Source organism: Stenotrophomonas sp. 05L44_2, from assembly GCF_056665995.1.
In genome coordinates this window covers 1-2,794 of record NZ_JBFTNR010000563.1, presented here as the reverse complement: position 1 = coordinate 2,794, position 2,794 = coordinate 1, and the positions used below count along the sequence as shown (strand labels likewise).

The following is a 2,794-nucleotide window of genomic DNA, read 5'->3' as shown; positions in this document are numbered from 1 at the left end:
GCCTACGTCTTCCAGCAGCAGGCCGTCGGCGCGCTCATCCTGCAGCCCGTACAATTCGGAGAACGCGGGATTGTGCAGCTGCACGCGCAGCTCGCGATCCAGCAGCACGATCGGTTCGCGCACGGTCTGCAGCACCGACGCCGCGCGTGCCGCCGCGCGCTGCGACTGCCGCTCTGCCTGCAGGCGGCGGCCGATCTGCCGTTGCAGCAGCCACAGCACCAGGCCGAGCAGTGCCAGCTGCACCAGCAGCGAGCTCCACGACACGAAGTTGGTCTGCCGCTTCTGTCGCTCCGCCTGCGCGGTGCGCTGGGCCAGCAGCGCTTCCTCACTGGCCTGCAGCTCTTCCACCAGGCCGCGGATCGGGTAGCGCGTGCTCAGGTCCTGCACCAGCTCGCGCTGGTCGCTGTTCGGCTCGGACTTCGCCAGTTCACGCGCAACCCCCAGCCGGCCTTCCAGCATCGACTGGATGCGGCCGATGCGGATCAGCTGGTCGGGATTGTCGCGGGTCATCCGGCCCAGTTCGGCCAGACGCTCGGGGATGTCGTTGGCCTTGCCCATGCGCTCGCGCAGGCCCGGCGCGTCCACGCCCTTGGACAGCGTCAACGCAGCAGATTCGATGTCGCGCACGTCGGTCTGCAGCTGCTGCAGGGCCACGGTCACCTGCTGGGTATGGGTCACCCAGCCCATGGCCAGTTCGTTGTCCTGCTGCAGTTTGCGCAGGGTCAACCACGGGACCACGATGATGGCTGCCGCTGCCAGTGCCAAAGCAGGCAGTCGCCAGCGATCCCAGATGTCATCACTGAAAACCAGCGCCATAGTTCCTCGTCAGCTCAGCCGGGGAGTGCGATCCGGGCAGGACCGGCCACGGCGGAACCGGCAATATAGCGCAGCCGGTCACATCTCTGGGGCAATGGGTCATTCGGCGAGGCGCCCACCAGCACGTATCGAGCAGGCGCCACAGCACAAAACAGGGGCGCCCCCGTGGGAGCGCCCCTGCCGATAACCTGCGGCGTCGATCAACGCTTGGCGGCACTGACCTTCAGTGCGGCGGCATCAACGCGGGTCACGCCCTTGATGCCCTTGGCCGTGGCGATGGCCTTGTCATGCTCCGCCTTGGTGGCAACGGTGCCACTCAGGCTGACCACGCCATTGACCGTCTCCACCTTTACTTCGGTACCCGGCACATTGCTGCTGGCGAGCAGATCGGCCTTGACCTTGGTGGTGATCCAGCTGTCGGTGACCGGCTCGTTGGAATCATGGCGGTCTGCATGGGTCATCGCCGAATGATCGGTTTTCGGCGGGCTCTTCGCTGCGGCGTCCTGGGCGAATGCGGCCGAGGAGGACAGCGCCAGGCCCAGGGTGAGGGCGGAAGCCAACAGCGTACGGGTCGTGGTGCTCATCGTTTGGTTCTCCTACTGGTTGGTACGCCCAGTGTCGCCAAGTGCTTGTAGTGCAGGCGTGGCGCTGCGGTCACGCTCACGTGAATGGGCGCACCCGCAGCGGGAATGGTTCAGCTTCCGGGCGCGTAGTCATCTCGTTTACCCTGAGGTTCCTGTCCTGCACTTCACGATCTGCGCGGAGTCTTCCCATGCGCCCTGAGCTGCAACTGGCCCTGATCGGCTACGGCCTTGCCGGCCGCGTCTTCCACGCCCCGCTGATCCAGCACACGCCGGGGCTGGCCCTGCACAGCGTGGTCAGTTCGCAGCGCGATACGCTGCTGCGCACCTTCAGCGACGTCCACGTACGCGCTACCGCACAGGAGGTCTTCGATGACCCGGCAGTAGATGCGGTGGTCATCGCCACGCCGAACGAACAGCACGCGCCATTGGCCATCGCCGCGCTGGCCGCCGGCAAGCATGTGCTGGTGGACAAACCGTTCGCCGTGAGCGTGCGCGAAGCCGAACAGGTGCTGGCCGCAGCGCGCGATGCTGGACGCATCGCTACCGTGTTCCAGAACCGGCGGTTCGATGCGGACTTCCTGACCCTGCGGGCGCTGCTTGCCGACGGCACGCTCGGTGACATCGCCGAATGCCACGCACATTTCGACCRCTACCGTCCGCAGGTGCGCGAACGCTGGCGCGAGCAGGACGGACCGGGCAGCGGCCTGTGGTACGACCTGGGGCCACACCTGCTGGACCAGATGCTGGTGCTGTTCGGCTGTCCGCAGGCGATCGATGCGGACCTTGCGGTGCAGCGCGAAGGCGGCGCTGGTATCGACTATTTCCATGCGGTGCTTCACTACCCACGCCATCGTGCGATCGTGCATGCCGGTTCACTGGTCGCTGCGCCTGCCCCCCGTTTTTCCGTGCATGGCACGCGGGCCAGTTGGATCAAGCATGGCCTGGACGTGCAGGAGGGGCAGCTGCGTCGCGGCATCGCGCCAGGTGCGCCGGGATGGGGTATCGATCCGCGCCACGGCGAGCTGCTGCACTGCGATGCGGAGGACAACGTCCTGCGCAGCACCGTGGACAACCTGCCGGGCGACTACCGGCGCCTGTATGCCGACTTCGCGGCGGCGATGCAGGGTGAGGGCGAGCCGACGGTCAGCGCGCAGCAGGCGCTGCAGGTGATGCGGCTGCTGCAGGCGGGGATGGATAGCGCGCGCGAAGGGCGGCGGGTGCAGGTGGGGTGATCGGCAGGGCTGCGCCCTGCACCTGCCGAATCAACGTCAACGTCAACGTCAACGTCAACGTCAACGTCAAAAGCGGGCATTCCGTGGGATGGCGGGGTGGGTCCGGTTGCGGGGGACGCCGTAAACCCATCCCTGGGGGCTTGGCCGCGGCATCCATGCCGC

Annotated in this window: 2 protein-coding genes and 1 pseudogene; 1 reads left to right on the top strand and 2 read right to left on the bottom strand. The window is 67.0% G+C overall.

What is annotated here, in order from left to right; all coding sequences use genetic code 11:
• Together AC1VAN_RS17435 and AC1VAN_RS17430 are read right to left on the bottom strand one after the other, a co-directional pair.
• The coding region (locus AC1VAN_RS17435) for a CHASE3 domain-containing protein (protein WP_480986306.1) at positions 1-816 on the bottom strand (816 nt) is incomplete at its 3' end.
• A 200-nt stretch (positions 817-1,016) separates the two neighbouring features.
• Positions 1,017-1,253 (bottom strand): annotated as a pseudogene (locus AC1VAN_RS17430) (BON domain-containing protein); the annotation flags it as partial.
• 335 nt (positions 1,254-1,588) lie between these two features.
• Between AC1VAN_RS17430 and AC1VAN_RS17425 the strand changes: the two are divergent.
• On the top strand, positions 1,589-2,632 hold the full coding sequence (locus AC1VAN_RS17425) for an oxidoreductase (protein WP_480986305.1): 1,044 nt from the start codon (positions 1,589-1,591) through the stop codon (positions 2,630-2,632).
• Positions 2,633-2,794: the final 162 nt, after the last annotated feature.